Origin of the sequence: Thermoactinomyces sp. CICC 10735 (assembly GCF_016055175.1) — a bacterium.
Taxonomy (GTDB): Bacteria; Bacillota; Bacilli; order Thermoactinomycetales; family Thermoactinomycetaceae; genus Thermoactinomyces; species Thermoactinomyces vulgaris.
Window position 1 is genome coordinate 335,281 of the sequence record NZ_JAECVT010000003.1, and the last position, 26,781, is coordinate 362,061.

Here is a 26,781-nt window from a genome sequence, read left to right on the forward strand (position 1 = left end):
TGACAAGGAAGGTCCATCCCCAAGGACCTTCCCGCTTTATGTATTTTTTAATCATTGATCGCAAACATCAGATCCGCTTCCACCGCCACATGTTCCCCGACACGGGCAATACCCTTGCCTTTCCCGACTTTTCCTTTCACCCGGGTCAATTCCACTTCCAGCGTTAGGACATCTCCGGGTTTGACCTGATGACGGAAACGGACTTTATCCAGTCCGGCAAAAAATGCGATTTTGCCCCGGTTTTCTTCCACACTGAGAATGGCAACGGCCCCCACTTGCGCCAATGCCTCCACAATCAGCACGCCCGGCATAACAGGATAGTCCGGAAAATGCCCTTGGAAAAACGGCTCATTCACACTCACATTTTTGATTCCCACCGCTTTTTTCGCCGGTTCCAATTCCGTGATCCGGTCCACCAACAAAAAAGGATACCGGTGAGGAATAATTTCTTGAATCTGTTTTGCATCTAACATCGTCATCCACCTCTCAAAAAACCGTCTCACCTTCTGAAATCACTTGTCACCATTATAGCGAAACCGTATTTAAATTACCAAACATCCGGGCGTCATAAAATGGCGGTTTCTTAACAATCTGGAGAATAAAAAAACACTTTGTTACACGGACTTTCCGGTCCGTTTAACAAAGTGTCAATGCTTGCGCCCTGTGACTTTTCACGACAAAGCGGCAGCCCTTTCCACCGCGCGGGCCACTTCCCGATGGACTTTGGGATCCAAGGGATGCGGCGCCAATTCCCCGGGACTGGTACAATCTGCAATGGCTTCGGCGGCGGCCACCAACATCGGGTGAGTGATTTTCTTGGCATTGGCATTCAACACGCCGCGGAAGATCCCGGGAAACCCGAGGACATTATTGACAGAACGCCCGTCTGCTGCAAAAGAAGCACCGGATTTGAGTGCCAATTCAGGGTCGATTTCCGGTTTGGGATTGGATAAGGCGAGAATCACCTGACCTTCCCGGATCATTTCCGGTTTGATCAATCCGGGAACCCCTGTTGTCGCCACCACAATGTCGCAGCGTTCCATCAATTCTTCCATGCCCACCGGTATGCCGCCGTAATTCTCCAAACGCTCCAAAGCTTTTTCTTGCCGGTCGGCACCGCAAATCTCCCGCACCCCGTAAGCTTTAAACATGCGGCAAATAGCCAAACCCGCGGCACCAAGCCCGATTTGTCCCACTGACGCTTCTTTCAGGTTGATCCCGGTGGAACGGCAAGCCGAAATCACGGCAGCCAGTGTCACGACCGCCGTTCCGTGCTGATCGTCATGCATCACCGGAATGGGCAACTCTTCTTTGAGGCGTTCTTCAATCTCAAAGCAATGCGGGGAACCAATATCCTCCAACAAAATGCCTCCAAATCCCTGATAAATGTGTTTCAAGATGTTCACCACTTCATCCGGATCACTTGTATCCAACAAAATCGGAATCCCGCTGATCCCGGCAAAGCGGTCAAACAAAGCGGCCTTTCCCTCCATCACCGGCATTCCCGCCAACGGACCGATATTGCCAAGCCCCAAAATGGCGGTGCCATCAGTCACAATGGCAACGGTGTTTCCAATGCTTGTATAATAATTGGCTTTTTCCGGATTCTCCCGGATCTCCAGGCATACATTGGCCACTCCCGGGGTGTAAACACGGCGCAAATCCGCCAAGGACCGGATGTCCATCTTGCTGACCATGCGGATTTTTCCGCCTTCATGGGCACTTAACACTTCGTCCGATATGGAATGAACGTAAATGCCGCCCCCCAACGCTTCAATGCTGGTGACCACCTGATCCAGATGTGCTTCACTCTCACACTGGACCGTGATGTCCCGGAGAGTGGAAAACGGGCCGATCTTGATGGTGGTGATGTCCCCTATATCGCCTCCTGCTTGTCCGATCGCTGTGGTCACTTTTCCCAGGTTGCCAGGCTTTGAAGGAGTTTCCACGATAATGCTGCGTGTCATATTCCGTACCATCCGTTAACCTCCCTAATCCGTCTGAAGTCAAATCGAAAAAAAGAACCGGATCCGGTCACCGATTCTTCCTACATAGCCCGTTCGTTCACCGTTTTCAATTGCAACAGGTAAGAAAGTGTCGTGATGTAGGACAAAATAATGACCGACCATAAAAAAGTTTGTGCAAGCGGCAATTCAAACATGATAAAAAATAAAGCGACATAAAACAAAAAGGTTGTCAGCTTGCCGAAAATGTTTGCCGGGACCGTTCGTTTGCCTCTCAGCTTCAGGAAAACAGAAAAAAGGATCATGGACACATCGCGCAAGACAATGATAAAGGCAGCCCAAACTCCGATTTTTCCGGAGATCATCAGGGATAAAAAAACAGAGAGCATCATTAATTTGTCCGCCAAAGGATCCAGCATGATTCCAATCTGGGTCACTTGCTTTGTCTTTCTGGCCACATACCCGTCAATGACATCGGTTAACCCCGCAAGAAGAATGATCCCAAACGCCCAGTACACATTCCATGGCGTGTCCGAAAAAAATGCAACAAAATACGCAGGAATCAAAAAAAGGCGAATCATGGTCAAGAAATTGGGCAAATTCATTCAGGACCCCCCTTCTTACAGTTTACCGAACGGATGGTTAATAAAAAAGGAAAGAGCCCGTCTTCCATCCAAGTGACAGACGGGACTTATGATCCAAAAATGAGCTGATAAATATGCACCCACATGTCAAAATCCAAGAAATCGCCGGCCGGTTGATCACCAATGATGGTATGACCAACGACAAATCCCGCATACAAAGCCACAATGAGCGAAACAGGCAGCCAAAGAATTTTAACCCATTTTAGAATTTGCTCTTTTTTCTCATCAATCGGCGGATCATCTTCACTACGGGAAGCGGCACTTTGCTTTTTTTCTTTGGTGGAGTCCAGTTGTTCCACCCGCGGTTTCACTGGCTGTTCTGCAACAAAAGACGGTTTTTTCACTTCTTCTTTGAAATTTTCGTCGCCGCTGTTCTCTCCGATGACCGGATCAATGGAATATTCCTTAAAATCGATGGGAGTTAACGTATCTTCTAATGAAAGCTGCCGTTTTTCATGCGGGGAAGAAGGTTGTTCCACTTCGAAGGTTGGAGGTGCGCCATACTCATGGGAATGGAACTGGTTACCGGAGTCTTTCTTCTCCTCCGTCTGCTCCTCTTTTTTCTCTTTGTCGCCTTCTTGCTTTGCAGGCTCAAACTTCCGGGCATCCTCCAAACTGTCGAGGGTGTCTTGCTCTTCTTCTTCATCTCTTCGCCATTTCAATTGGCCTACCGGCAAGATATCATCCACTTTTTCATTTTCCACTGTCAAATGGTCCGATGGATTATTGAATTTTTCTGCTGAAGACTCCACATCGTCTGATTGGTAGTCCATGTGTTTTTCTTTATCAGAATAACTCATCTGCATTCCTCTCCAAGGCTAACTTCTATTACCGATCCTCTCTATTTCATGAAGCTCGTCCAACAAAATCAAGTTTACTTTTAAATAAGCTCCATTCTACTCATAATAGAATATATCGCAACTATGAACATAAGTCTATACTTACAGCTTATAGGAGTGTGAAAGTTTCTTATACAGTAGAAGCACCGGGTTGAAAGGAAAAAGGATACATATTATGGCAATGATTCGGAGATCTTGTTTTTATGTAAACACTGCCGGTGCTTCCGTCTCATTTTCACAGTCACACGGACACTTCTTGCTTCTTTTTTCCGGTTTTTTGCTTATATTTAATCTTTGTCGCTTCTCCACCTCTTATATGGCGAATCGATTTATGGTATTCCAATATCTCTTTCACTTGACGAGCCAGTTCCGGGTTGATTTCCGGCAATCGTTCCGTAAGGTCTTTATGAACCGTGCTCTTGGAAACACCAAACTCTTTCGCAATCGTCCGGACCGTATTTCGCGTCTCCACAAAATAATGTCCGATTTTTAATGTTCGTTCCTTAATATATTCATGCACCCCGCCAAACCTCCTCTCTTCTCCATTTGCTACATTATATTGAGGGAAGAGGCGGGTTATTCTTTCTAAACAAGCCGTGACAAGCCATGTTTGGCAATTTTTCTTTTTTCGGGAACAAAAAAAAGCGTTCCCTTGGATGGAAACGCCTTTTTCCTTATTTTTCCCCGCTTAAATAAACATCCGGATTGATGGCTTTCTGATCCCGGTCGCGGATTTCAAAATGCAGATGGACACCCGCTTCCTTTTCAAAACGATTGCGTCCTGCTTTGGCAATCACTTGTCCTTTCTTGACGGTTTGTCCATTTTTGACGCGGACATCGTCCAAACTTTGGTATACCGTTTGAATGCCGCTTTCATGCTGAATGACCACTTGCCATCCGACAACCGGGTTTTCCTCGACTTTCACCACTTTCCCTTCCAATGCCGCCACCACATCAAAGGTTCCTCCATCTTTTTTCGCAAAGTCAACTCCCGAATGCGGCGTGAACGTATTGGCATATTGGTTCAAAGAGGATTCCCGGCTCGCTTCCGGATCTTCTTGCTTATAAAATCCCATGGTTTTGTCGGCATGGGCATTTTTGGCGACAGGCAATATCATGTCATCATCGGTCGGATTGGTCGGAATCGGCTCTTGGGGAAGATTTTGTTCCACCAAATCCCTGGTGGTTTTGGATGCTTTTTCCACCTGATGATCCTGATACCACCATGCCACACTTAAAATCAGTGCCGCCACAAAGAGATAGACAGCAGGGAAAAACCACTTTTTGGACATTAACTTTTTCCATTTCAAACGTCGCTTCGCTTTTTCAAAGGAAGAAATCTGGTTATTTGCATTTGGTTCCTTCGATTTCATGGAAATCACCTCAGGAACCATTGTCGACCAGCTTCTCTCTTTTTATACCTACAGATGGGAACTTTTAGTAAATTCGAAGCAAAGTCAAAACTGAGACATACATGATCTTCATTTCTTTGGCTCATACTTTAGAAAAGGCTTGGCAGAAGGAGGTGAAACGGTGATAAAACCCTTTGAGCCTGATCTGGTCTACTACGAGCCCGGAGCTTTGGACTATCCACTCGGAAAAGAATTGGTGGCAAGGTTTCAAAGCATGAATATTCCGGTCCGGCCAACAACCTCGCACAACCAGGTGACCGGCCTGCCGGGAGAGACCCCGTTGGATAAATACCGGATTGCCAAGCGGACCTTGGTCATCGGAGTGAAGAAATCATTAAAATTCGAACAATCCAAGCCCTCAGCCGAATATGCCATTCCGCTGGCCACCGGCTGTATGGGGCATTGCCATTACTGTTATCTGCAAACAACGCTCGGAAAACGTCCTTATATCCGGATTTATGTCAACCTGGATGAAATTTTTTCCCAAGCCGAAAAATACATCCAAGAACGTGCTCCGGAAATCACCCGGTTTGAAGCCGCATGTACTTCCGATCCGGTGGGCATCGAACATATTTCGGGGTCGCTTTACAAAACCATCGAGTTCATGGGAAAACAGCCGTTGGGCCGTTTGCGCTTTGTCACCAAGTACGCCAATGTGGAATCCCTTTTAAATGCCGACCACAAGGGACATACCCGTTTTCGCTTCAGCATTAATGCCGATTATGTGGTCAAACATTTTGAACCGGGAACCTCACCGTTGCCGGACCGGATTGAAGCCGCCGGAAAAGTGGCAGAAGCCGGCTACCCGCTCGGATTCATCATCGCTCCCATCATGTCTTTTTCCGGATGGAAAGAACAATACCAGGCCTTATTGAAAAAATTGTCCAATCGCCTTCCCAAAGTGGATGATTTGACCTTTGAACTCATCACCCACCGTTACACGCAAAGCGCCAAACGGGTCATCGAAGAACGTTATCCCAAGACCAAGCTGGACATGGACGATGAAAAGCGGAGAAAAAAATGGGGCCCTTACGGACGGATAAAGTATGTTTATCCCAAAGAGCAAATGGACGAAATCAAAGATTTCATGCACCGCACCATTTCCACTTACTTTCCCCGGGCAGAAATTCTTTATTTCACTTGATCGGGGGAGAAAGGCTCGATCTTTACCCCCTGGTAGTAATGCTGAATAATTTCATCCACCTTTTTTCCCTGCTTTGCCATCAAATTGGCGCCCCATTGGCTCATGCCGACGCCGTGTCCGTATCCGCGGGTGGTGATTTGAAGTTGATTCCCCTGTACCGCCACATCAAAATCGGTTGAAGCCAATCCCAATGCTTCCCGGATTTCCCTGCCGGTGAATGTCTGATCGCCAATCTTGATTTTGGCGATTCTTTTTCCTTTTGTACGCTCGGTCACCTGGATCAAACGCGTACCGGTTGTGGCGGGAAGGCTGACTGCCTGTCCGGTTTTCTTTTCCAGTCGGCTGACAAACTCGTCCCATGACAACGTATGCCGGTGAATATATTTTGGGGACATCCGATCCCATGGGGAAGACACACTCCGCAAGTAAGGATACTTTTGTTTGAAATACTCCTCCGAATTCTCGGTATAGCCGTTGCTGGTTGAGAAAAACGCAGCATAAATGGGCTTTCCCTGATAGGTAATGATCTGGCCGTCGGTTTCCCTCACGGCCTCCCGGATGGAATTCCGGAGGGTTTCATATTGGGCTTTCCACTCCTGCTTCAACATTTCATCCGTTTTAAAAGCCTGATGGTTCACCGTGTCCGTGACATGTGCTTTCTTTGCTTCTTCCCCCCATTTGGACATATCCGAATAATCTTTTCGCTCCAACCGGTCCACGATATAAGTCCGGGCAGCCAAGGCCTGGGCTTTTAAGGCTTCCTTGTGGAAATCCGCCGGCATTTCCGCCGCCACGACACCGTAAATGTACTCTTCCAACGGCAATTGAATCACTTTTTTCGACTCTGTCAGGTACACTTTAACCCGGATATCCTGATTTTCACTTTGCAATGCTTTCTCTTTTGCCAATGCCTCCGGTGGGACATCGGAATCCCAAGCAACCAGAAACACCGGAATCAAAAGAATAACGCCCACAAGCCCCAACAATACCATCAGCAATCCTTTGTGCAATCTGTTCTTCGCCTCCATTTGAATCACAGCGTTCACTACTAAGCTATGAAAAAAACCCCTTTTTTTAGAACCGGAATTCGTAGATTCCCTGATAAAGAAAAAAGCGGCTTCCCTTCAAAGAAGCCGCTTGACCTTCGTTTGGTCATGCAAAAGATTTTTGTTCCGTCTTGGAACTTTTCTCCTCGCTCACCCGTTCAATTTTGGCTCCCAAGCCTCTCAATTTCCCGACAATGTCCACATAACCGCGATCCACATGATGCAACTCCGTCACTTCGGTGACTCCTTCCGCTGCCAATCCGGCCAAAATCAAGGCCGCACCGGCACGCAGATCCGTGGCTTTCACCTGAGCTCCCGACAACGGTTTTCCACCTTCAATCAATGCGGTGCGCCGGTCGATTTTAATCTGCGCCCCCATCCGCTTAAACTCTTCCACATGCATAAACCGGTTTTCAAACACGGTTTCCGTCAGCATGCTGTTTCCGTTTGCGGTAAGCAAAAGAGCCATCATCTGTGATTGCATATCCGTCGGAAATCCTGGATAGGGCAAGGTTTTGACATCCACGGGTTTCAAATCCCCGTCTGCACGAACGTGAATCCCGTTTTCGCCGTCAAGCACATGGACTCCCATTTCACGCATCTTGGCAATCAGCGGAACCAAATGATCGGAAATGGCCCCTTCCACAAAAACTTCGCCGCGGGTGATGGCAGCCGCCACCATGTAAGTTCCGGCTTCGATCCGGTCGGGAATCACGGTGTATTCTGTTCCCCGCAAAATATCCACTCCATCGATGCGAATTTCATCGGTACCGGCTCCCCGGATTTTTGCACCCATCGCATTGAGGAAGTTGGCAAGATCCACGATTTCCGGCTCACAAGCGGCATTTTCAATCACTGTCCGGCCTTCAGCCAATGTTGCTGCCATCATGATATTTTGGGTTGCTCCGACACTTGGGAAATCCAGATAAACCGTCGCTCCATGAAGACGCCCGTCAATGGTCCCTTCAATGTAGCCTTGCCCGATGTCAAACCGGGCACCCATGGCTTCCAGTCCTTTTAAATGCAGATCAATCGGCCTGCTTCCGATGGCACATCCTCCCGGGAGAGGAATCCGTGCGTGTTTTTTCCTGGCAAGCAGGGGTCCCATCACCAAAACAGAAGCTCTCATCTTGCGCACCAGTTCATAAGGCGCTTCGGTGGATTCCACTTTTTCTGCATTGATCACAATTTGGTCATCACCCAGATCGGCTTGGATCCCCAAGCGTTTCAAAAGTTGAGTGATGGTTTTCACATCTTCCAAAAGCGGAACATCCGTAATCCTGATGTCCCCTCTGGATGCCAAAATGGATCCGGCAATCAAAGGAAGTACCGCATTTTTGGCGCCATGTACTTTCACTCTTCCTTTTAAACGTGTTCCGCCTTGAACGATGATCTTTTCCAAAGCTTTTCCCCCCAAAAACTAATATTCGATGGTGATAATTGGCGTGCCTAAAGTGATAACCATGCGATGGGCATCCTGATTCATCCGAACGGCCGCTTGCATATTCATCATGCCGCCTCTTGTTTTGATGCCTGCCGGTAACAACGGAGAAAGTGCGGAGATGCTGACGGTATGATCCGTACGCATCGCTTCCACCTCTTCCGCTTTCAACAGCCGGAAAATCTCCGCGAGTAAATATTCCTCCTGTTCGTTTTGCACCGGCCTGCTTCCCTGAACGGAATAATGATAAGATGGAGTAATGCCATGATTTAACAAAACACGCGTCACATGATCGCGGGCAGCTTGCCAGTTTTCCCGGTCACTTCCTTTTCCTTCCAATTGAATGGACAAATATGGATGGATGAATTCTTCAGACGGTTCATCATTGATCACGGCCATTTTCACCAAAATGTTTCGCTCGATGATCCCTTCCGCCGAAAATTTTATTCCGGCAAATTCATCATTGCGTTCCAACGGCCCGATATTTAATGAACGACTCAATGCTTGTGTCCACTCTTCGATCTCTTGTTGGCTCATTGCCCGGTGCAGCCGGTTTCCATAATGCAACACATATCGTTCCGGTTCCACCCCGACTTTCTTGAACGCTTTGATCAATTGCCCTTCGGGTTGGGATTGTTCCTGTGATCCAATGAATACAAAAGGCAAAAAAACACAAAAAAGAATCACTTTTTTCACAATCCCCCACATTTTCCATCCCTCTCCCTGAATTCTTATTATTCCCATTCTTCACATTCAGGGAAAAGGATATACGTGGAGCCGGTCAGTGAATCAGCTGGCTGATCAGCCTGGACCAACTGAGATAATCAATAAAAAAGGACGCCAGTTGATGCCCGAGAATGATCGACAAGACGATCATCAAGGCTCTGATCTGAGCCGTGTGATTCTTTTTGAAAAGTTGCTCGATGCGCATGCCCAGCAAGATCCACCAGACAAAGGCAATGCTTAAGATCGAGAGGAATATGTTCACCAGCCCCGACAAGGCCAGCTGCGTCGTCCCATCCATAATATGCACTCCCTCAGGCATATGTTCACATGCTACCATGGTACAAAAAAAATGGCGAATGCGCAAAAGATATTTTTGCAAATGCATGAACAAAACAAGCATACCCCTTCTGAAGAGGGGTATGCTTTCAGATTCCGCTTGATGAAAAGAGCGCCTATGGTGAAGTATTGGCAGCTTGGGAGAACGCAGACATCCAATCCAGATCCCCCAAGGCTTGAAAGAAGTAGTCCGGCATCAATCCCAACAAAAAGGTGCCCAAACATCCGATCCCGATGACGGCCATCACCGTCCAAGGGACGTTCAGCTTCCCATCATCCCCGGCTCTTCTAAAATAGATGTGCCGGGCGATGCGAAAATAGTAGTAATAAGAGATCACCGTTGTGATGATCATGATGAGCGCCAGCCAGTTGTGTGAACTGGCCACCGCGCTCATCAAAATGTAAAATTTCCCTACAAACCCCGCCGTCACGGGAAGGCCGGCAAGAGACAAAATAAACAGGGTCATGATCACCGCCAGCCCCGGCGAACGTTGGTACAACCCGGAAAAAGCTCTCAAATCATAGGTTCCCGTCTCTTTTCCCACGACTTCAATCACCACAAAGGCCCCGGCCGTCATGAACAGGTAGGCGATGAGGTAATACACCAGACTCGGAAACAGATCATATCCCACAAATCCCATCGTTGCGGGAGGAACCAGCAGATAACCGGCATTGGCGATGCTGGAGTAAGCCATCAGCCGCTTGGCATTGGTTTGGCGCAATGCCACCGTGTTTCCCACAATCATGGAAGCTGCTGCCATGATCATCAATGTCCAGGAAATCACTTCATTCCAGACACCGTTTGACACCAGCGGAATATAGGCCCCGAGCAACATCCGGAGCACCAGAGCAAACGCCGCGGTTTTGGACACCACAGCCAAAAACACCGCCACCGGGGTTGACGAGCCTTGGTAAACATCGGGAACCCAGGTGTGGAAAGGCGCGGATGAAATTTTAAAACCAAATCCGACCATCATTAAAAAGAACGACAAAAAGAGGAACAACTGGTAATCAGTTGCCGAAACTTCCGCAACCCGGTCCCGTATCTCAAACAAGTGGGTGCTTCCGGTCAATCCATAGAGAAAGGACATCCCGTACAGGATAAAAGCGGAAGAAACCCCTCCCAAAACGACATATTTCCATGCCGCTTCGGTCGCATCAGTCCGTTTTTTCCGAATCCCAGTCAATATGTAGGATGAGAGGCTCAACAGCTCCAGACCGACGAACAATGTGATCAACTCCGCCGACGACACCATGATCATGGCACCGAGCAAAGCGGTAAGAAGCAAAGAATAATATTCGCTTTCCGCTTTTAACTCTTCGTCTTTCCGGAAGGAAAACAAGAAAACCAAAGCCGTTCCGGCAAGCAAAATGCCTTTGAGCGTCAAGCTCAAATGATCAATCCGGTACGAATCCCCCAAAATCTGATACGGTTCATGCCCCCAACCCATGCCGACAAAAACGCCTGCCGCCAAGATGGCCATGAGCCCGAAGATGCCCATCCATTTCTTTGACACCGTTTCTTTCAACAACAAATCCAAAATCATCAACAGAGCGGCGGCAACGACGATCGTCAGCTCGGGGGCCATCACCCTCAGGTCAAAATCCAGCAATGTTTGCATCATGCCCCTACCCTCCGATCCGAGATACAATAAGATCTAACGTTTCTTGCATCGGCGCACTCAAAACGGCCGGATAAACACCGATCAGGACAATCAACAGCACCATCACCAACATCGGAAAGCTTTCGCGCAAATGCAGATCGCCAACCGCCTGAAAACGTTCCGGCAACGGTCCGAAGGTCGTTTTCAACACAGCACGCAATGCATAAACCACGGTGAAAATCAACCCGAGTGCCCCGACCGCCCCAATCACCGGATGGTTTTGGAACACGCCGAGATAGGCCAGAAACTCGCTGATAAAACCGGACAGCCCCGGCAATCCCAAAAGCGCCAATCCACCGGTGAGGAAAATCCCCGAAAGTACCGGTGCCGATTTGGCCAGTCCGCCCAGATCATCCAATTCCGTCGTTTTGGCACGGTCATAAATGCTGCCGACGAGGAAGAAAAGCAGTGCCGAAATGATCCCGTGGGACACCGCCTGGAAAACCGCTCCGTTTAGTCCGGCCGTATTTAAAGCGGCCAACCCGAACAAAATGATCCCCATATGGCTGACACTGGAATAAGCCAGCACATGCTTCAACTCTTTTTGCACAATGGCAATACAGGCTCCGTACAAGATGTTTATCAAACCGAACACAGCCAGATAGATGGAGATTTCCTTCATTTGCACCGGGAACAACCCCAACCCGAACCGGATTAAACCGTAAGCCCCCATCTTCAGCAGAACCCCGGCATGAACCATCACCACCGGGATGGGAGCTTCGACGTGGGTTTTTAACATCCAGCTGTGGAAAGGAAACACGGGCAACTTAATGCAAAATGCGATTACCAGTGCCGCAAACGTTCCCCACAACATCGTTTTCAAAACCGGGGGCAACAGCGCAAATTGCCCCATCACCTGATCCATCCGGTCTTGCAACACCGAATAATCCAACGTGCCAAAGAGAAGCAGCAAACCCACCATGGCAAACAGAAGGAATCCGGATCCCAGCCCGTTAAACAACAAAAACTGGTTGGCTGCTTTCTCCCTGCCCAAAAATCCCCACTTTCCGATCAGAAAATAAGCGGCAATCAATGTAACTTCAAAGAAGATGAAAAAGAGAAACAGATTGGATGCGGAAAAAACACCAATCATCCCTGTCTCCAAGAGCAAAAACAGCTGGTAAAACCCTTTGGTCTCCTCCTTGATGAATCCGGATGCCGCGGCAGCCACGGCACTGATCAGGGTGGTCAAAACGATGAAGGGAAGCGATAATCCGTCCACTCCCATGCTGTAATGAAAAGTCCACGGTTCTCCCTGTAAGAGGGGGATTTGAAACCAGACAACCGATTTCACCCACTGTAACCCTTTCAACCCCTGATCAAATTGCGCATACATCACAAGGGACAGCAAAAGCGGCGGAAGTGTGGACAAAATCCCGCAAATCCGGTGCCAGCGCACTTTCTCACGGGGAAGAAAAATGAGAACCAAAGCCCCTAAAAGCGGGAGAAACGTGACCAATGAAGGCATCCAATCAAACCGACTCATTTAAATAACCTCCCCGCTGTCATTCCTACCATCAAAAGGACAAAACCAATCACACTCACCAACACATAAGTCTGTGCCTGCCCGTTTTGGATCTTGGAACCCAAACGCCCGATCCATTGGACGACCCAACTGACAAACCGGACAATCCCACCAATCACAAACCGGTCCCATCCGGACAAAAACCAGCCGATTCCTTTGATCGTCCAGACAAACAAATACTGATACAATTCATCCACATAATATTTGTTCAAAACCAGGCGATGGAGCCAAGGAACGGTTTGTGCCGCCTGACAGGCGCTGAACTTACCGTTTCCGTAAAACAGCCAGGCCAATCCGATTCCGGCAAGGGAAACCGCAACCGTCACGACCGCCAACCACACCGGAACCGATGCGGCATCCGAAACGGATTCGTTGCCGGCGGCCAACCAGTTTTCAAACCCCCCGCCGGGAAGCAAACCGACCCATCCGCTTCCAATTGAAAGAATCCCGAGCACGGCCACCGGAATCATCATCACGGCAGGCACCGGACGGTCTGCCTTGGGACCCCTCGGTTCCCCGGCAAATACCAGAAAGAAAAGGCGGAACATATAAAGAGCCGTGAAGAAGGAGGCAATCAAACCGGTGACAAAAAGCCCCGTCCTTCCATCCTGGTAAACGGAAAACAAGATTTCATCCTTGGAGAAAAACCCGGAGAAAGGCGGAATCCCCGCAATGGACAAACAACCGGCCAAGAACCAAACACCGAGTTGGCGGTGGGTTTTCCAAAGCCCGCCCATCTTCCGCAAATCCTGTTCATGGGCGAGCAAAACAATGACCGCGCCGGCTCCCAAAAACAACAACGCTTTAAAAAAAGCGTGGGTAAAGAGATGAAAAACCCCGGCCACATATCCGGCCGAACCCAGGGCCAACATCATGAAGCCGAGCTGGCTCACCGTGGAATAAGCAAGCACCCGTTTGACATCATGCTGCATCAATCCGATGGTTGCGGCAAAAATCGCAGTGAACCCCCCGATATAAGCCACCACATCCATGGCCGGAGGAGATGCCTGAAAGAGGAAAAACAGATTGGCAACGAGATAAACCCCGGCGGCTACCATGGTGGCCGCATGGATCAGGGCACTGACCGGCGTCGGCCCTTCCATGGCATCCGGCAACCAGGTATGTAATGGAAACTGTCCGGATTTTCCAACCGCTCCGATAAAGATGAGAATTGCCAACAAAGTGATCAAACCGGGGGACATTTGCCCGGAAACCACAGCCGTTTTCAAATCGGAAACTTCAAAGCTTCCCACATGCCAAAACATCAGGAGAATGGCAATGAAGAAACCGACATCCCCGATCCTTGTAACGACAAACGCTTTGTGTGCCGCTTCCCTGGCCTCCGGTTTGAAGTACCAAAACCCGATCAACAAGAAGGAACAAACCCCGACCAATTCCCAAAAGATATAGATCCACAACAGATTGGCCGCCATGACCAGACCAAACATAGAAAAAGTGAACAAAGCCAAATAAGCATAAAACACCCGGATCCGGTCATCCCGTTCCATATAACCGTACGAATACAGATGAACCAGAAAACTGACGATGCTGATGATCAAAAGCATCAAGATTTGCAGGGAACCCAGATGGATGCTGAATGAAACCGCAACGTCCCCCAGATTCAACCAAGGAATGTTCCATGTGACGGTTTCCCCGGACAACCAAACGTAAACGGACAGCAACAAAGAAAGAAAAGTTGCCGTCACTCCTGTTGCGGCCGCAATTTTCCTTTGGATGAATCCACGGCCGGACAGAAGCAAAAGAAATGCAATGAAAGGAAAAAGAGGAATCAACAGAGCCATGTTTGCTTCCATTTCTGACCCTTCCTTCTTTTAGAAGTTTGATTGCTTCCGCTAATCTCTCAGCGAATGATAACGGTCGGCTTCCGCCGTGGACACCTGCCGGTACAAGGCAATCAAAATGGCAATCCCCACAGCCGCTTCCGCCGCTGCCACCGTAATCGTAAACAGTGTGAAGATCTGGCCCGCCAGATTGGGAAACAGACCAAATTTGGAAAATGCCACAAAGTTGATATTCGCGGCGTTAAACATCAACTCAATGCAGAACAGGACCATCACGGCGTTTTTCTTCGTCAACACGCCATACAAACCGATACTGAACAAGATGGCCGACAAAGCAAGATATGAGGTGATGACCATCTCATTTCTCCTCCCTTTTTGCCAGAATGACTGCCCCGACCAGTGCCACCAAGAGTAAGATCGATGCCAGTTCAAACGGGATCACGTATTCAGTGAAGACCCGCTCTCCCAACCGGACGACGTTCCATCCTTCACCGTTATGCGGTTCGCTCCATACCGGCACCTGATAAATGATCCACATCATGACGCCAAAAAAGGCAGCGACAGTGATAAAACCGAGCACGGCATGCCATGGCGCAATCGAACTTTTCTCTTCATCCCGGTGTTTGGTCAACATGATCCCGAATAACATGAGAATCGAAACGGCCCCGGTATAGATCAGCACCTGGATCACCGCCAAAAACTCGGCGTTTAAGAGCAAATAAATGCCTGCGATACTGAAGAAAGTGAATGCGAGCGCCAAAGCCATATGGATGACCCTTGTAAAGTTGATCATAAACACGGCCCCGCCAATCGCCATGACGGAAAGGATAAAAAATGCAATGAATTCAGCGTTTACGGGCATTATTTTTTTCCTCCCGGTTTTTTGATGAGATTGGTGCTGTTTTCTTTTCGAATCTTTGTATTATTTTGGTTGAGCCACTCCAAATCTTTAAACAATTCATCCCTTCCGTAAACGGCGAGCTCATAGTTATTGGTCATGACAATGGCTTCTGTCGGGCAAACTTCCGTGCATAAATCACATAAGATGCAAATTTCAAAGTTAATATCGTAAGTGTCAATCACTTTCCCTTTCTTTTCCGGATGCTTTTTCCCCGTCAGTGAAATGCAATCGGTCGGGCAGATGCGGACACATTGGTTGCAGACAATGCATTTTTCCGGATCGAAATGCTGGATTCCGCGAAAGCGGTCCGGCATCTCGAGCGGCTCATCCGGATACCGGTAAGTGACCTTCGGCTTTGTCATGTTTTTGAGGGTGACTCCCAACCCTTTGATCAAGCCAAGCACCATTTTCCCCTCCAATCCTTTTCCGTTAATAATAAGTCCCGATCACCGGCACTTCTTTTAAAAGACAAGTCAGCAAAATATTGAGGAGAGCGACCGGCAACAACACCTTCCATGCAAACTGCATCAGTTGGTCGACACGAATCCTCGGCATGGTGGCTCTCAACCAGAACAGGAAAAACACGACCAGCAAAAATTTCAATATAAACCAAAGGACCGGCGGAACCCACGTGAAGCCGAATGGCGCATTCCATCCGCCCAGATAAAGCACGGTCGTCAGGGATGCCATGGCAAAAATGTAGGTATACTCCGCCAACATAAAAAACGCAAACCGGAAACCCGTATATTCCACATGGTAACCGGCCACCAGTTCCGATTCGGCTTCCGGCAGGTCAAACGGCGTCCGGTTCAATTCCGAAACCGACGCGATCAAAAAGACCACAAAACCGATAAATTGCGGAAAAATAAACCAAACCTCTTTTTGGGCCTCCACAATCTCGGCCAGATTTAATGAACCGACCGACAAAGCAATCCCGACGACAGACATCACCAGCGGAATTTCATAACTGATCATTTGCGCTGCCGAACGCATCCCGCCGATCAATGCATATTTGTTGTTGGAAGCCCAGCCTCCCACCAGGATTCCGATGATGGTAATGCTGGAAACTGCCATGTAATACAGCAAACCGACTGCAAAGTCAGAAAACTGAATGGAAGGGGTGAAAGGAATCACCGCCATCACGGCAAAAGCGGGAACAAAGGCAATCGCCGGCGCCAATTTAAACAATCCGGCATCCGCTTTTGCGGGAATGACATCTTCTTTGATGAGCAGCTTCAAAACATCCGCCACGGTTTGAAACATCCCCCGGGGCCCCACCCGGTTCGGGCCGATGCGGTTCTGCATCCAGCCCAGCACTTTCCGCTCAAACAAAATGGCATACGTCACAAACCCGAGTACGATCAGCAAAAGCAGAACCGGTCCGATGATCATCCACGGATTCATCAACAATCCACCTCCCCGAGCACAATGTCGATTCCGCCCAAAATCGCCACCAAATTGGATATATTCTCTCCTTTTAATAAAGTCGGGAGTATCTGTAAATTATAAAAAGACGGACGCCTGAACTTCAACCGCCACGGTTTGTCTTTCCCATTGCTGACAATATGGCAACCCAGCTCTCCCCGTGGAGATTCGATACCGCAATAAATCTCTCCTTCCGGAACCCGTAGGACCCGGGGAACTTTTCCCATGACCGGACCGCTTTCGGGGAACTGAGCAACCGCTTGTTCGACGATTTTCAAGGATTCATCAATTTCCCTCATCCGACACAAATATTTTTCATACAAATCTCCGGTTTTCCCGACCGGCACATCAAAATCAAACCGTTCATAAATCGAATACGGCTGGTTCTTCCTCAAATCCCAATCCACGCCGGTCACCCGTAAATTGGCACCCGACAGTCCGTATTCAATGGCCAGCGACGGCGAAACCACCCCGATTCCTTTGGTCCGTTGAATAAAGATTTCATTTCCGGTGATGAGATCATGGTATTCTTTCATTTGCCGTTTCATGTCCTCCGCGAATTGCCCGACCTTGTCAATCCAACCCGGAGGCGCATCCCATTTGACACCGCCCACGCGCATATAGTTGAACGTGATCCGGGCACCACACAACTCATTAAACAGATCCAAAATCTTTTCGCGGTCCCGAAATGCATATAAAAAGGGGCTTAAAGCACCGATATCCAACAAATAAGTTCCCATCCAAACCAAATGGCTGGCAATCCGGTTCAGTTCCATCACAATCACCCGCAAAAATTGGGCTTTTTCCGGAACTTCCAGTTGCATCAGCTTTTCGGTGGCATGGACGATGGAATAGTTGTTGGTCATGGCGGACAGATAGTCCATCCGGTCCGTATAGGGAATGATTTGTGTATAATTCAGATCCTCCGCCAGCTTTTCGGTTCCCCGATGGAGGTATCCAATCACCGGCTCGGCATCCACAATGATTTCCCCGTCTATTTTCACGACCAAACGGAGCACGCCATGGGTGCTGGGATGTTGAGGTCCGACATTCAGCAACATTTCTTCCGTTCTAAGCACAAGGATTAAACCTCCTTATCCAGTGGTTCGTAATCTTTCCGGAGCGGATGCCCCACCCATTCATCCGGCAACAAAATCCGTTTCAGATTCGGGTGCCCTTCAAAAACCACTCCCATCAGGTCATAAGCTTCCCGTTCATTCCAGTCGGCTGCTTTCCATAAATGAGCCACACTCGGCACTTTGGCTTCATCCCGGTCTGTTTTGACGCGAATGGCAATCTGGTGTTTCTTTTTGAAAGAGTAAAACTGATATACCACTTCGATTTCTTTTTGGTAATCCACAGCCGATAAATTGCGCAGATAATCAAAGGAAAACAACGGATCTTCTTTCAAAAGCCGGGCCACCTCAAGCCACTTTTCCCTGGCGATGACAAACGTGGGAATATGTTCGCCGGCCCGGTTGATATAATCTTCAACCACGGCGTCTTCCCCTGCTTTTTCCACGATTTCCTGCTTAAAACGTTTTAAAACCGGTTCAAGCGGTGACGGCTCTTCCGGTTTTTTCTCCTCTTTGTCGGCTGGTTTGGAACGGACGGAAGCAGACCTTGCCCGCCGGGGAACTGCTTTGTCTTTCGGTTTCGGGGATTGGGGAGCCGGTTTTTCCGGTTCTAAAGCATTTGGACTTGATCCAGCAGTTGATGCGTTTTTCTCTTCCAGTCCTTTTTCTTTTTCTTCAGATTTTTTCCGATCCTCTTCATGAGAACTCACCGGTTCGTCACCTTCTTCCCGTGTTTGGCTTCATAACGGATTTTTTCCTGCAATTTGTTGATTCCGTAAATCAAGGCTGCCGGGTTGGGAGGACATCCCGGAATGTAGACATCGACCGGCACAATTTGATCAACGCCTTTGACAACAGAATAAGATTTCACATACGGTCCGCCGGCAGTAGCACAAGACCCCATGGCAATCACCCATTTGGGTTCCGGCATTTGATCGTATAATCTGCGCAACAAAGGCGCCATTTTTTTGGTCACGGTTCCTGCGACAATCATGACATCCGACTGGCGCGGGGACGCACGAAAAATGACGCCAAACCGGTCGAGATCATAATGCGGGGCCCCCGTGCCCATCATTTCAATGGCGCAACATGCCAACCCGAAAGTAAGGGGCCATAAAGAACTGCTGCGCGCCCATGCTTTGATCTGTTCCAAATTCGTCGTCACCACATTGCGCTTTAATTCCTGCTCCTCAACCGGAGCCAATTTTTCAAAATTTACTCCCATTCTAACACCTTCTTTTTCCAAGCATAAAGCAAACCCAGGATCAGAAAGAAAACAAACAAAACCATTTCCACCAGAATGAACAGCCCCACCTCAGAGCGCAGAACATCGTAACCGGCTGCCCAAGGGTATAAAAAAACCGCCTCCACATCAAAGATGACAAACAAGAGCGCAAACAAATAATAGCGGACATTAAACTGAATCCAACTGTCCCCGGTCGGATCCACACCGCTTTCATAAGAAATGGCCTTATCCGGGGCGGGCTGATGGGGACGAAGCAGTTTTCCAATGGAAAGCGCCACAATGTGCAGAACAATGCCGAGAATAAAAAAGATGGCAATGATCCCGTGACTGACGGCAGACAAACAAACCCCTCCTTCATCTTGATCTATACAAAAAATAAAACGCTTACATTCTTTGAATGAAATACTAATTTTTCAGTAATAAAATGCTTTTTTAAAGCAGTGCTAAAAAGTTGGCAATCCCCTCCTCTATTGTTTGATTATACACTACTTTCCCAATTGTGAGAAGGATCGTGTCCTTGAGAAAAATAGCGCTTATCTGAGATGGTTTACCAAAAGCGGGAAATATTTTTCACAAACCTTAAAATAAAAAAGACACCTTCGGAAAAGGTGTCTTTTTGAAGATCCGTTTTTATACCTCTGCGGATTCAGCAAGAATGGTGACTTTATCAGGGCGCACTTCAATGAACCCGCCGCTGATTTTAAACGTCTCTTCCGATCCGTCATTTTTCACCCGAACGGTATCCCCGATAATCGGGCTCACAAACGGAACATGCTTGGCCATCACGCCAATCTCTCCATTGGCCGCCTTTGTCACCACCATATCAATGTGCTTGGAATAAACAATCCGCTCAGGCGTTACAATATCCAACTGCACTTTATTCCCCATCATGACCTGCTGATCCCGGGAACAACCACGGGATGTGGCAGGGCTTCACCTCCTTGTCCTGCGGAGTGAGCCGTGTATCCATCGATCGGCAAACCGGTTCAACCGGAAACCCGCCGCAAAAAATGCCGGGATCTACACCATGCGGGTATAACCCAGTTTTTTCGCTTTTTCAACGGCTTCGTCAATGCCGCCGACCATGTAGAAAGCGTCTTCCGGCAAGTCGTCATATTTTCCTTCCAGCACTTCTTTGAAGCTGCGAACCGTTTCTTTCACCGGCACGTATACTCCCGGGTTACCGGTGAACTGCTCAGCAACGTGGAAGTTTTGCGACAAGAACTTCTCCACTTTCCGTGCACGGGCAACCACGATTTTATCTTCCTCGGACAATTCATCCATTCCCAAGATGGCAATGATGTCTTGCAACTCTTGGTAACGTTGCAGGAGTTCCTGCACGCCACGGGCAACCTGATAGTGTTCTTCTCCCACCACTTCCGGCGTCAGGATGCGGGAAGTGGATGCCAGCGGATCCACCGCCGGATAAATCCCTTTTTGAGACAAACGACGTTCCAGGTTGGTGGTCGCATCCAAGTGGGCAAAGGTGGTCGCCGGAGCCGGATCGGTGTAGTCGTCAGCCGGCACGTAAATGGCCTGAATGGAGGTGACGGAACCTTTCTTCGTGGAGGTGATCCGTTCTTGCAATTGACCCATTTCCGTTGCCAATGTGGGTTGGTAACCCACCGCAGACGGCATCCGGCCCAAAAGTGCGGACACCTCGGATCCGGCTTGGGTGAAGCGGAAAATGTTATCAATGAATAACAAAACGTCTTGACCTTCTTGATCACGGAAATACTCCGCCATGGTCAAACCGCTCAAAGCCACACGCATCCGCGCCCCCGGGGGCTCGTTCATCTGTCCGAACACCATGACGGTTTTGTCGATGACCCCGGTGTCTTTCATCTCATGATAAAGATCGTTCCCCTCGCGGGTACGTTCACCAACCCCCGCAAACACCGACAATCCGCCGTGCTCTTGTGCGATGTTGTTGATCAACTCTTGAATCAAAACGGTTTTTCCTACTCCCGCACCGCCAAAGAGTCCGATTTTTCCACCTTTGGCATAAGGGCAAAGCAAGTCAACCACTTTGATTCCCGTTTCCAGCATTTCCTGCTCAGTCGATTGTTCTTCAAAGCTCGGTGCCGGACGGTGAATGGAGTGTCTTTCGGCTCCTTTTACTTCTCCGGCCTCATCAATCGGCTCTCCCAATACGTTAAACACCCGTCCCAATGTCGGACGTCCGACGGGTACGGAGATTGGTCTTCCCGTATCGATCGCTTCCATCCCCCGGACCAAACCGTCGGTGGATGCCATGGCTACGGTACGCACCGTGTTATCTCCCAAATGTAAAGCTGTTTCCAAAACAAGCTCGCTTCCGTCCGCCCGCTTGACTTTAATCGCGTTGTTAATCTCAGGCAGATGTCCGCGTTCAAACTCAACGTCCACAACCGGCCCCATAACCTGAAGCACACGTCCAGAACTCATCGAATTCCCTCCTTAAACTGCCATGCACTGGTTTCTTCACTTGTGAAAAGATCATGCTCAGCCGTTTAGCGCAGATGCACCGCCGACAATTTCAGCGATTTCCTGAGTAATTGCAGCCTGACGCGCACGGTTCAACTGTAACGTCAATTGATCAATCAACTCCGTCGCATTATCCGTTGCATTGCTCATCGCTGTCATTTTGGAAGCAAATTCACTTGCTTTCGCGTCGAGTAAGGCGCTGTAAATCAGAGATTCAGCATACCGGGGGAGCAAGACGGATAACACTTCTTCCTGCGATGGTTCATATTCGTAAGCTGTTTTCGGACCTTGTTTCTGCCCGCTCAAATCCTCGCTCGCAAGCGGCAATAACCGTTTGTCCAAAGGCCGCTGAACAACCGGGTTTACAAACTCGTTGTAAACGATGTACAGCTCGTCATATTTCTCTTCTGCATAAAAACGAACGGCTTTTTTCGCAATTTCTTGCACTTCATCATAAGAAGGTGAATCAGAAAGTCCCGTAATCTCATCAATGACTGGATAATTGCGTTTTTTCAAGAAGTCCCGGCCTTTCCGGCCAATGACAAACAATACGTACTCATCTTTGCTTTGATGCCGTTCATTCAAAGTCTGAAGCAACATCCGCAAAAGGTTGCTGTTGTATCCTCCCGCAAGGCCGCGATCCGACGTAATCACAAGATAGCCTGTTTTACGTACGGGGCGCGAAACCAGCATGGGATGTTTTGCATTCGTCGTACCTTGGGCAATGCTTACGATCACTTCACGCATTTTTTCCGCATAAGGACGCGCTTTTTCGGCTCTTTCCTGTGCACGGCGCAAGTTCGCGGCTGCAACCATCTTCATCGCTTTGGTGATTTGTCTCATTTTTTCCGTCGAACGAATGCGCCTTTTGATCTCACGCATCGATTGACCCATGTTTTCACCGCCTTTCCGCTGCCAGTCTCCCCGTAAGAGCCGCTGACGACCAGCGACTCTTTTCTACTTTATCTGAAACGGCTTATTTCTCGGTAACCGCAAACCCTTTTTTAAAGGTTTCGATTGCTTTTTTCAGTTTTTCTTCGGTCTCGTCTTCAAGCGCTTTTTTCTCCCGGATCGATTTCAGAATGCCTTCTTCATTGGTTTCCAGATAGCTGTGGAATTCTTTCTCAAAACGGCGCACATCTTCCACCGGGATGTCATCCAAGTGCCCCTTAGTGACAAGATACAAGGAAACCGCTTGTTTCTCAACAGGAAGCGGATGGTGTTCCTCCTGTTTCAAAATTTCCTCGGTGCGTTTTCCCCGCTCCAGTTTTGCTTTGGTGGCTTTGTCCAAATCCGAACCAAATTGGGCAAAAGCCGCCAGCTCATAGTATTGGGACAAATCCAAACGCAACGTTCCCGTAAGTTTTTTAATGGCTTTGGTTTGCGCCGCGCCACCGACACGGGATACCGACGTCCCCACACTGATCGCCGGACGGAAACCGGAGTGGAACAAATCGGATTCCAAGAAAATTTGCCCGTCGGTGATGGAGATCACGTTGGTCGGAATGTATGCGGACACGTCCCCGGCTTGGGTTTCAATAAACGGAAGTGCCGTCAAGGAACCGCCGCCGCGTTCGTCGGACAATTTTGCAGCCCGCTCGAGCAAACGGGAGTGCAAATAGAACACGTCCCCCGGATAAGCTTCACGGCCTGGCGGACGACGGAGCAAGAGCGAAAGCTCGCGGTAAGCAGCGGCTTGTTTGGTCAAGTCGTCATAAACGCAGAGAACATGACCGCCATTGTACATGAAGTATTCACCCATTGCACATCCGGCATAGGGAGCGAGGTACAAAAGCGGTGCCGGATCCGAAGCGCTGGCAACCACCACAATGGTGTAATCCATCGCACCGTAGCGGCGAAGCTTTTCAACAACTTGTGCAACAGTCGATTGCTTTTGCCCGATTGCCACATAAACACAGATCATGTCTTCATCTTTTTGGTTAATGATGGTGTCAATGGCAATCGTGGTTTTCCCGGTTTGACGGTCCCCGATGATCAACTCACGCTGCCCGCGTCCGATCGGGATCATGGAGTCAATCGATTTGATTCCTGTTTGCAGAGGTTCATGGACGGATTTCCGGTCAATGACACCCGGTGCAGGAGATTCGACGGGACGGAATTCGGTGGTTTCAATGGGGCCTTTTCCATCAAGCGGTTGACCCAACGGGTTGACGACACGGCCAAGAAGCGATTTCCCCACCGGAACTTCCATCAAGCGGCCGGTGCGTTTGACCTGATCCCCTTCACGAATATCCTGATAAGGTCCTAAAATAATAACCCCCACATGGTGTTCTTCCAAGTTCAAAACCATTCCCATGACGCCGTTTTTAAACTCAACCAGCTCACCCGCCATTGCGTTGGAAAGGCCATGAACTTGTGCGATCCCGTCACCTACTTGAATGACGGTGCCGACATCCGTCACTTCCACTTCGGAACGGTAATTCTCGATCTGCTCTTTAATCAGAGAGCTGATCTCTTCCGGTTTAATGCTCATAAATGTCACCCCAATCTTTCCGTCTGTGATCTATCCAACTTGATTTTGTTTCAGCTGTTCTTGGAAACGATTCAGCCTGGTTCGCAAACTTCCGTCGTACAAACGGTCGCCGATTTGCACAACCACGCCGCCCAGGATATCTGAATCCACTCTCTCAACCAGTTCCATGGTTTTCCCGATCATTGGCTCAAAGGTTGCTTTGACTTGTTTTTTATCCTCTTCGGTCAATTCAAATGCCGTCGTGACAACAGCTTCGACAATCCCTCTGGATTCATTTGCCAGCTTTTTGTATTCTTCATACAGATCAAAGAGAACGTTTTCCCGCCGGCGATCCACCAACAGATACATCAGATTCTTGGTGTAAGCATTCAACTGATCAAAGATTTTGGTGAGCAGTTCCTTTTTTTGTCCGTTCCCGATTGAAGGATGGCTGAGCCATTCCGTCAATTCCGGGAAAGCTTCCAATGTATCGGTGATTTGCTTCAAATCTTTCTCAACGGCATCGATCTGCTTTTGTTCAGAGGCAACTTCAAACAGCGCTTTGGCGTAACGTCTCGCTACCGTCTTACTCATTGCAATCTTCCTACCTCGTCAAGATAGCTGGAAACCAAATCGGAATGCCGGTTTTTGTCCAATTCTTTTTCCAATAATTTGGACGCCAACTGAACGGAAAGCCCGCCGACTTCATCACGCAAGCTGGCCAACGCTTTTTCTTTTTCGCGCTGAATTTCGTTCGTCGCCTCTTCCAGAATGCGCCCTGCCCGTTCCTGTGCTTGCTTGATGATCGCTTCCGCTTCGCGGTCTTTTTGCGCTTTGGCACGTTCAATGATCTCTTTGGCTTCCTGACGCGCTTTTTTCAGTTCCTGCCGTTGCTCTTCAAGCAGTTTTTCCGCTTCTTTTCTGCGTTCTTCCGCTTCCTTGATCTGGCCTTCGATGTGATCCTGGCGTTGTTTCATCACCTGCAGCATCGGACGAAGGGCAAACTTGGACACAAGAAGCATTAAAATAATAAATGCAATCAGCTGAAACAGCATCGTACCGATTTCGATGGTCAGCAATCCAACTCACTCCCTTCGGGATCGTGTTTCTTCTTCAATACGACCAGACGGGGACTTAAAGTCAAATCCCCGCCTCCATCATACGGATCGATCCATTAAATTACACCGAAGAACAACATGACACCAAATGCCACGGCAATAACCGGCAATGCCTCAACCAACGCAATCCCGATAAACGCCCGGGTGAAAAGTTTCCCTTCCATTTCGGGTTGACGGGCAGACCCTTCCAAATAACGGCTGTATACCACTGCGTTTCCAAATCCTCCGGCAATCGCTGCGACTGCGAGCAACAATGCACCAGCCAAAATGTTTACATCCATGATATTTCCTCCTCTGATTTGTTTTCGTTTCAAAATTTTTTTGATAGTCCATATGCGGATCAGACAAGACTGACTTCAGACTGCATTCTGATTGTCATGATTCAATTTTTTGCGCCATGTAAACCATGGCCAACACGGTGAAGACATAGGCCTGAATGGTTCCGACGAACAAGGAATAACCCAGCCAGACTATCAACGGGGCCCCGGTCAGGAACCAGCTGCCTTTCACCATCACAATGATCAACACTTCACCGGCAAAGATATTGGCCCATAAACGCATGCCGTGTGTCAACGGTTTCGCCACTTCATCCACCGCATGCATCAAGACCATCGGCCAGAAAGGCTGGAAGTAGTGGGAAATATAATGCTTGGGAGATTTTTTGAAGCCCAGGAAATGAGCCGCCAGCGTGATGGCCAAAGCCATGGCCATGGTTACATTGATGTCGGCGGTGGGCGATTTCCACAGGGCATACGCATAATGTTCCCCTTCTCCGGCTGAATCGGCCGCCCAAATTTTCAAAAACGGAATCGATACATGCGACTCGGCGACGACATTGAACATGACTCCCATCTGGTTGGAGATAAAGATAAACAGAAAAAGCGTGAATGCAAAGCCGAAGAAACGTTCAGCCGTTTTCCCCGAGATGCTGGCACGGACTATTCCCTGCGTAAATTCGATCACCATCTCAACCACATTCTGCATGCCGGTCGGAACAAGCGAAAGGCGACGGGCAGCAAGCATGGCGATCACAAAAACCAGGATGCATGCGACCGTGGTTGTAAACATGACCGTGACGTCAAATTGAATCGGAATCCCGGCCACTTCAAATCCCAGCTTCGGTGTAAGTTCCATTCCCTCACTCCTTTCTCTTTAAGATGAAGAGCGAATCACTTGGATAAACTGAGTGCAATAAAACAATATATAGCAAACTGGTAACCCTGCGACAATTGCCTTGACTTCAATCCATTCCGGAAATCTGACAGCAATCATGACAGCGAGGGCAACCATGAGATAACGATGAATCATTCCAACTCCCCGAAATCTTGGTTTTGCATGAAAGGCACTTTCCCTACCTATTTTTATTTTCCACAACAAGTTTAAGACATTGTACAAACTTACACATAAACCCAGGAAAACGCCTGCAACAATGCGTTGGTGCGGAGTCATAAACCAAATGATCAATAACAGAGTGAGGAGTCCGGTTGTGAGGGATACCACTCGCTTCCGAATGGTCTTCACGGTATCCATGAG

General features: G+C 48.7%; 31 protein-coding genes. 1 reads left to right on the forward strand and 30 read right to left on the reverse strand.

The annotated features are described in order from the left end of the window. Positions 1-47 precede the first annotated feature (47 nt). From fabZ to I8U23_RS07940, 6 genes are all read right to left on the reverse strand, one after another. Positions 48-473: a 3-hydroxyacyl-ACP dehydratase FabZ gene (fabZ, locus tag I8U23_RS07915; RefSeq protein WP_049720699.1), complete on the reverse strand. Its 426-nt coding sequence runs from the start codon at positions 471-473 to the stop codon at positions 48-50. A gap of 198 nt (positions 474-671) precedes the next feature. Then, a complete protein-coding gene (locus I8U23_RS07920) occupies positions 672-1,979 on the reverse strand; it encodes an NAD-dependent malic enzyme (RefSeq protein WP_037996675.1) in 1,308 nt (435 codons plus the stop codon). A gap of 68 nt (positions 1,980-2,047) precedes the next feature. Continuing rightward, on the reverse strand, positions 2,048-2,569 hold the full coding sequence (pgsA, locus tag I8U23_RS07925; RefSeq protein ID WP_037996672.1) for a CDP-diacylglycerol--glycerol-3-phosphate 3-phosphatidyltransferase: 522 nt from the start codon (positions 2,567-2,569) through the stop codon (positions 2,048-2,050). A gap of 86 nt (positions 2,570-2,655) precedes the next feature. Then, positions 2,656-3,408, reverse strand: coding sequence for a DNA-directed RNA polymerase subunit beta (locus I8U23_RS07930; protein WP_049720700.1), 753 nt, complete (start codon positions 3,406-3,408; stop codon positions 2,656-2,658). Positions 3,409-3,688: 280 nt separating this feature from the next. Further along, positions 3,689-3,967 carry a sporulation transcriptional regulator SpoIIID gene (spoIIID, locus tag I8U23_RS07935; RefSeq protein ID WP_037996666.1) on the reverse strand — a complete coding sequence of 93 codons (279 nt, stop codon included), beginning with the start codon at positions 3,965-3,967 and terminating at the stop codon, positions 3,689-3,691. A gap of 154 nt (positions 3,968-4,121) precedes the next feature. Beyond that, the gene (locus I8U23_RS07940) at positions 4,122-4,820 is read right to left on the reverse strand and encodes a M23 family metallopeptidase (RefSeq protein ID WP_037996720.1); all 699 of its coding nucleotides are present in this window, start codon (positions 4,818-4,820) and stop codon (positions 4,122-4,124) included. Between the two features lie 163 nt (positions 4,821-4,983). Here I8U23_RS07940 and splB point away from each other — a divergent pair, with 163 nt between their 5' ends. Then, complete coding sequence (gene splB, locus I8U23_RS07945) at positions 4,984-6,003, forward strand: spore photoproduct lyase (protein WP_049720760.1); 1,020 nt, start codon at positions 4,984-4,986, stop codon at positions 6,001-6,003. Here the strand turns inward: splB and spoIID are convergent. From spoIID to I8U23_RS13735, 24 genes are all read right to left on the reverse strand, one after another. Next, entirely contained in the window at positions 5,991-7,013 is a 1,023-nt protein-coding gene (spoIID, locus tag I8U23_RS07950) for a stage II sporulation protein D (protein ID WP_037996663.1), read from the reverse strand. The genes splB and spoIID overlap by 13 nt on opposite strands. 142 nt (positions 7,014-7,155) lie before the next feature. Beyond that, positions 7,156-8,451, reverse strand: coding sequence for a UDP-N-acetylglucosamine 1-carboxyvinyltransferase (gene murA, locus I8U23_RS07955; RefSeq protein WP_037996661.1), 1,296 nt, complete (start codon positions 8,449-8,451; stop codon positions 7,156-7,158). A gap of 18 nt (positions 8,452-8,469) precedes the next feature. Further along, positions 8,470-9,198 (reverse strand): YwmB family TATA-box binding protein, encoded by a 729-nt coding sequence (locus tag I8U23_RS07960; RefSeq protein ID WP_037996659.1) that lies wholly within the window; start codon positions 9,196-9,198, stop codon positions 8,470-8,472. Between the two features lie 73 nt (positions 9,199-9,271). Beyond that, positions 9,272-9,514 carry a DUF1146 family protein gene (locus I8U23_RS07965; protein WP_037996714.1) on the reverse strand — a complete coding sequence of 81 codons (243 nt, stop codon included), beginning with the start codon at positions 9,512-9,514 and terminating at the stop codon, positions 9,272-9,274. Positions 9,515-9,668: 154 nt separating this feature from the next. Next, positions 9,669-11,177: an NADH-quinone oxidoreductase subunit N gene (locus I8U23_RS07970; protein ID WP_062843229.1), complete on the reverse strand. Its 1,509-nt coding sequence runs from the start codon at positions 11,175-11,177 to the stop codon at positions 9,669-9,671. A 4-nt stretch (positions 11,178-11,181) separates the two neighbouring features. Continuing rightward, a complete protein-coding gene (locus tag I8U23_RS07975) occupies positions 11,182-12,702 on the reverse strand; it encodes a complex I subunit 4 family protein (protein ID WP_121874272.1) in 1,521 nt (506 codons plus the stop codon). After that, entirely contained in the window at positions 12,699-14,555 is a 1,857-nt protein-coding gene (gene nuoL / locus I8U23_RS07980; RefSeq protein WP_049720704.1) for an NADH-quinone oxidoreductase subunit L, read from the reverse strand. Before nuoL ends, I8U23_RS07975 begins: the two co-directional genes overlap by 4 nt. A 39-nt stretch (positions 14,556-14,594) precedes the next feature. Further along, the gene (nuoK, locus tag I8U23_RS07985) at positions 14,595-14,900 is read right to left on the reverse strand and encodes an NADH-quinone oxidoreductase subunit NuoK (RefSeq protein ID WP_037996651.1); all 306 of its coding nucleotides are present in this window, start codon (positions 14,898-14,900) and stop codon (positions 14,595-14,597) included. 1 nt (position 14,901) lies between these two features. Then, entirely contained in the window at positions 14,902-15,405 is a 504-nt protein-coding gene (locus I8U23_RS07990) for an NADH-quinone oxidoreductase subunit J (RefSeq protein ID WP_037996647.1), read from the reverse strand. After that, a complete protein-coding gene (gene nuoI / locus I8U23_RS07995) occupies positions 15,405-15,848 on the reverse strand; it encodes an NADH-quinone oxidoreductase subunit NuoI (RefSeq protein WP_037996710.1) in 444 nt (147 codons plus the stop codon). Before nuoI ends, I8U23_RS07990 begins: the two co-directional genes overlap by 1 nt. 25 nt (positions 15,849-15,873) lie before the next feature. Beyond that, positions 15,874-16,848: an NADH-quinone oxidoreductase subunit NuoH gene (gene nuoH / locus I8U23_RS08000; RefSeq protein WP_049720705.1), complete on the reverse strand. Its 975-nt coding sequence runs from the start codon at positions 16,846-16,848 to the stop codon at positions 15,874-15,876. After that, on the reverse strand, positions 16,848-17,948 hold the full coding sequence (locus tag I8U23_RS08005; RefSeq protein ID WP_037996645.1) for an NADH-quinone oxidoreductase subunit D: 1,101 nt from the start codon (positions 17,946-17,948) through the stop codon (positions 16,848-16,850). The genes nuoH and I8U23_RS08005 overlap by 1 nt, the downstream gene beginning before the upstream one ends. A gap of 5 nt (positions 17,949-17,953) precedes the next feature. Continuing rightward, on the reverse strand, positions 17,954-18,655 hold the full coding sequence (locus tag I8U23_RS08010) for an NADH-quinone oxidoreductase subunit C (RefSeq protein WP_370526928.1): 702 nt from the start codon (positions 18,653-18,655) through the stop codon (positions 17,954-17,956). Then, positions 18,652-19,170, reverse strand: coding sequence for a NuoB/complex I 20 kDa subunit family protein (locus I8U23_RS08015; protein WP_049720706.1), 519 nt, complete (start codon positions 19,168-19,170; stop codon positions 18,652-18,654). Before I8U23_RS08015 ends, I8U23_RS08010 begins: the two co-directional genes overlap by 4 nt. Then, positions 19,161-19,532, reverse strand: coding sequence for an NADH-quinone oxidoreductase subunit A (locus tag I8U23_RS08020; protein WP_037996639.1), 372 nt, complete (start codon positions 19,530-19,532; stop codon positions 19,161-19,163). Before I8U23_RS08020 ends, I8U23_RS08015 begins: the two co-directional genes overlap by 10 nt. A 289-nt stretch (positions 19,533-19,821) precedes the next feature. Then, entirely contained in the window at positions 19,822-20,079 is a 258-nt protein-coding gene (gene atpC / locus I8U23_RS08025) for an ATP synthase F1 subunit epsilon (RefSeq protein WP_037996704.1), read from the reverse strand. 132 nt (positions 20,080-20,211) lie between these two features. Beyond that, positions 20,212-21,618: a F0F1 ATP synthase subunit beta gene (atpD, locus tag I8U23_RS08030; protein WP_037996637.1), complete on the reverse strand. Its 1,407-nt coding sequence runs from the start codon at positions 21,616-21,618 to the stop codon at positions 20,212-20,214. A 57-nt stretch (positions 21,619-21,675) separates the two neighbouring features. Further along, positions 21,676-22,551 (reverse strand): ATP synthase F1 subunit gamma, encoded by an 876-nt coding sequence (gene atpG / locus I8U23_RS08035; RefSeq protein WP_037996636.1) that lies wholly within the window; start codon positions 22,549-22,551, stop codon positions 21,676-21,678. A gap of 82 nt (positions 22,552-22,633) precedes the next feature. Continuing rightward, positions 22,634-24,151 carry a F0F1 ATP synthase subunit alpha gene (gene atpA / locus I8U23_RS08040; RefSeq protein WP_037996634.1) on the reverse strand — a complete coding sequence of 506 codons (1,518 nt, stop codon included), beginning with the start codon at positions 24,149-24,151 and terminating at the stop codon, positions 22,634-22,636. 30 nt (positions 24,152-24,181) lie between these two features. After that, complete coding sequence (locus tag I8U23_RS08045; protein ID WP_037996632.1) at positions 24,182-24,724, reverse strand: F0F1 ATP synthase subunit delta; 543 nt, start codon at positions 24,722-24,724, stop codon at positions 24,182-24,184. Further along, the gene (atpF, locus tag I8U23_RS08050; RefSeq protein WP_037996629.1) at positions 24,721-25,209 is read right to left on the reverse strand and encodes a F0F1 ATP synthase subunit B; all 489 of its coding nucleotides are present in this window, start codon (positions 25,207-25,209) and stop codon (positions 24,721-24,723) included. Before atpF ends, I8U23_RS08045 begins: the two co-directional genes overlap by 4 nt. Positions 25,210-25,304: 95 nt before the next feature. After that, positions 25,305-25,529: a F0F1 ATP synthase subunit C gene (gene atpE, locus I8U23_RS08055; protein WP_037996628.1), complete on the reverse strand. Its 225-nt coding sequence runs from the start codon at positions 25,527-25,529 to the stop codon at positions 25,305-25,307. A 94-nt stretch (positions 25,530-25,623) separates the two neighbouring features. Next, the gene (atpB, locus tag I8U23_RS08060; protein WP_049720708.1) at positions 25,624-26,382 is read right to left on the reverse strand and encodes a F0F1 ATP synthase subunit A; all 759 of its coding nucleotides are present in this window, start codon (positions 26,380-26,382) and stop codon (positions 25,624-25,626) included. Positions 26,383-26,400: 18 nt separating this feature from the next. Beyond that, positions 26,401-26,778, reverse strand: a complete 378-nt coding sequence (locus I8U23_RS13735; RefSeq protein WP_037996626.1) for an ATP synthase subunit I — start codon at positions 26,776-26,778, stop codon at positions 26,401-26,403. Positions 26,779-26,781 lie beyond the last annotated feature (3 nt).

What these genes read in the sequence shown, in the direction of transcription:
- fabZ (WP_049720699.1), bottom strand. Translation starts at nt 473, where the DNA reads ATGTTAGATGCAAAACAGATTCAAGAAATTATTCCTCACCGGTATCCT.
- I8U23_RS07920 (WP_037996675.1), bottom strand. Translation starts at nt 1,979, where the DNA reads ATGGTACGGAATATGACACGCAGCATTATCGTGGAAACTCCTTCAAAG.
- pgsA (WP_037996672.1), bottom strand. Translation starts at nt 2,569, where the DNA reads ATGAATTTGCCCAATTTCTTGACCATGATTCGCCTTTTTTTGATTCCT.
- I8U23_RS07930 (WP_049720700.1), bottom strand. Translation starts at nt 3,408, where the DNA reads ATGAGTTATTCTGATAAAGAAAAACACATGGACTACCAATCAGACGAT.
- I8U23_RS07940 (WP_037996720.1), bottom strand. Translation starts at nt 4,820, where the DNA reads ATGAAATCGAAGGAACCAAATGCAAATAACCAGATTTCTTCCTTTGAA.
- I8U23_RS07960 (WP_037996659.1), bottom strand. Translation starts at nt 9,198, where the DNA reads ATGTGGGGGATTGTGAAAAAAGTGATTCTTTTTTGTGTTTTTTTGCCT.
- I8U23_RS07965 (WP_037996714.1), bottom strand. Translation starts at nt 9,514, where the DNA reads ATGGATGGGACGACGCAGCTGGCCTTGTCGGGGCTGGTGAACATATTC.
- I8U23_RS07970 (WP_062843229.1), bottom strand. Translation starts at nt 11,177, where the DNA reads ATGATGCAAACATTGCTGGATTTTGACCTGAGGGTGATGGCCCCCGAG.
- I8U23_RS07975 (WP_121874272.1), bottom strand. Translation starts at nt 12,702, where the DNA reads ATGAGTCGGTTTGATTGGATGCCTTCATTGGTCACGTTTCTCCCGCTT.
- nuoL (WP_049720704.1), bottom strand. Translation starts at nt 14,555, where the DNA reads ATGGAAGCAAACATGGCTCTGTTGATTCCTCTTTTTCCTTTCATTGCA.
- nuoK (WP_037996651.1), bottom strand. Translation starts at nt 14,900, where the DNA reads ATGGTCATCACCTCATATCTTGCTTTGTCGGCCATCTTGTTCAGTATC.
- I8U23_RS07990 (WP_037996647.1), bottom strand. Translation starts at nt 15,405, where the DNA reads ATGCCCGTAAACGCTGAATTCATTGCATTTTTTATCCTTTCCGTCATG.
- nuoH (WP_049720705.1), bottom strand. Translation starts at nt 16,848, where the DNA reads ATGAATCCGTGGATGATCATCGGACCGGTTCTGCTTTTGCTGATCGTA.
- I8U23_RS08015 (WP_049720706.1), bottom strand. Translation starts at nt 19,170, where the DNA reads ATGGGAGTAAATTTTGAAAAATTGGCTCCGGTTGAGGAGCAGGAATTA.
- atpC (WP_037996704.1), bottom strand. Translation starts at nt 20,079, where the DNA reads ATGGGGAATAAAGTGCAGTTGGATATTGTAACGCCTGAGCGGATTGTT.
- atpD (WP_037996637.1), bottom strand. Translation starts at nt 21,618, where the DNA reads ATGAGTTCTGGACGTGTGCTTCAGGTTATGGGGCCGGTTGTGGACGTT.
- atpG (WP_037996636.1), bottom strand. Translation starts at nt 22,551, where the DNA reads ATGGGTCAATCGATGCGTGAGATCAAAAGGCGCATTCGTTCGACGGAA.
- atpA (WP_037996634.1), bottom strand. Translation starts at nt 24,151, where the DNA reads ATGAGCATTAAACCGGAAGAGATCAGCTCTCTGATTAAAGAGCAGATC.
- I8U23_RS08045 (WP_037996632.1), bottom strand. Translation starts at nt 24,724, where the DNA reads ATGAGTAAGACGGTAGCGAGACGTTACGCCAAAGCGCTGTTTGAAGTT.
- atpE (WP_037996628.1), bottom strand. Translation starts at nt 25,529, where the DNA reads ATGGATGTAAACATTTTGGCTGGTGCATTGTTGCTCGCAGTCGCAGCG.
- atpB (WP_049720708.1), bottom strand. Translation starts at nt 26,382, where the DNA reads ATGGAACTTACACCGAAGCTGGGATTTGAAGTGGCCGGGATTCCGATT.
- I8U23_RS13735 (WP_037996626.1), bottom strand. Translation starts at nt 26,778, where the DNA reads ATGGATACCGTGAAGACCATTCGGAAGCGAGTGGTATCCCTCACAACC.